The following is a 695-nucleotide window of genomic DNA, read 5'->3' as shown; positions in this document are numbered from 1 at the left end:
CCCGCCCCCGGCGGTCCGGTCCCCGTCGGGGGCCGGTCTCAGGCGGCGCCCGCGCGGCGCAGTTCGCCGGCCACGGCGTTGTGGTGGCGGGGGGAGACGGTGCGGGCGGCGTCCAGGAGCACCGGTGCCAGGACCTCGGGGTTCTCCAGGGCGGCGCCGACCGCGTCCTCGGCGCGGCGGGCGCGGACCAGGGAGGCGAGGAGGGTGACGGCCTCCTCGCCCCGGCCGATGGACAGCAGTTCGGCGGCGATGGTGCCGGCGTCCGCGGCGGGGCGGGCGGCGGCCTGGCGCAGCAGTTGCCGGCACTCGTTCTCCAGGCCCCGGTCGACGAGCGCCTCGGCGACCGCGACCACCGGTCGGGCCGGCAGGGTGGCCGCCTCCCACAGCAGGGTCGCGACCTCGGGTTCCAGCCCTTCCCGCTCCATGCTCTCCACCAGCAGCGGGATGCGCTGCGGGGGGCCGGAGACCGCGCCGCACAACGCCATGTAGAGGTCCGCGCCCAGTCCCTGCTCACGCAGACGGGCCAGTCGTTCCGCGAGTTCCCCGGCGGCGCGCCGGTCCTCCTCGGTGAAGACGGTCCGGGGCGCCCGGGGGGCCGCGCTCTCCTCCACGCCGGCGAAGCGCGAGCCGGCGGGTCGGCTTCCCGCGGTGGCGGACGGTGTGGTGGGCTGTCTCTTATACACAGCTTACGCTGC

General features: G+C 77.3%; 1 protein-coding gene. It reads right to left on the bottom strand.

Features of this window, described 5'->3' with window-relative positions; all coding sequences use genetic code 11:
* Positions 1-38: 38 nt before the first annotated feature.
* Positions 39-683, bottom strand: coding sequence for a hypothetical protein (locus tag FOE67_RS27635; RefSeq protein ID WP_182667538.1), 645 nt, complete (start codon positions 681-683; stop codon positions 39-41).
* Positions 684-695: the final 12 nt, after the last annotated feature.

The sequence above is a fragment of the Streptomyces calidiresistens genome, from assembly GCF_014141525.1.
Lineage (GTDB): Bacteria > Actinomycetota > Actinomycetes > Streptomycetales > Streptomycetaceae > Streptomyces > Streptomyces calidiresistens.
Note: the sequence above shows the minus strand (reverse complement) of the source record. Positions and strands in the feature narration are given on the sequence as shown.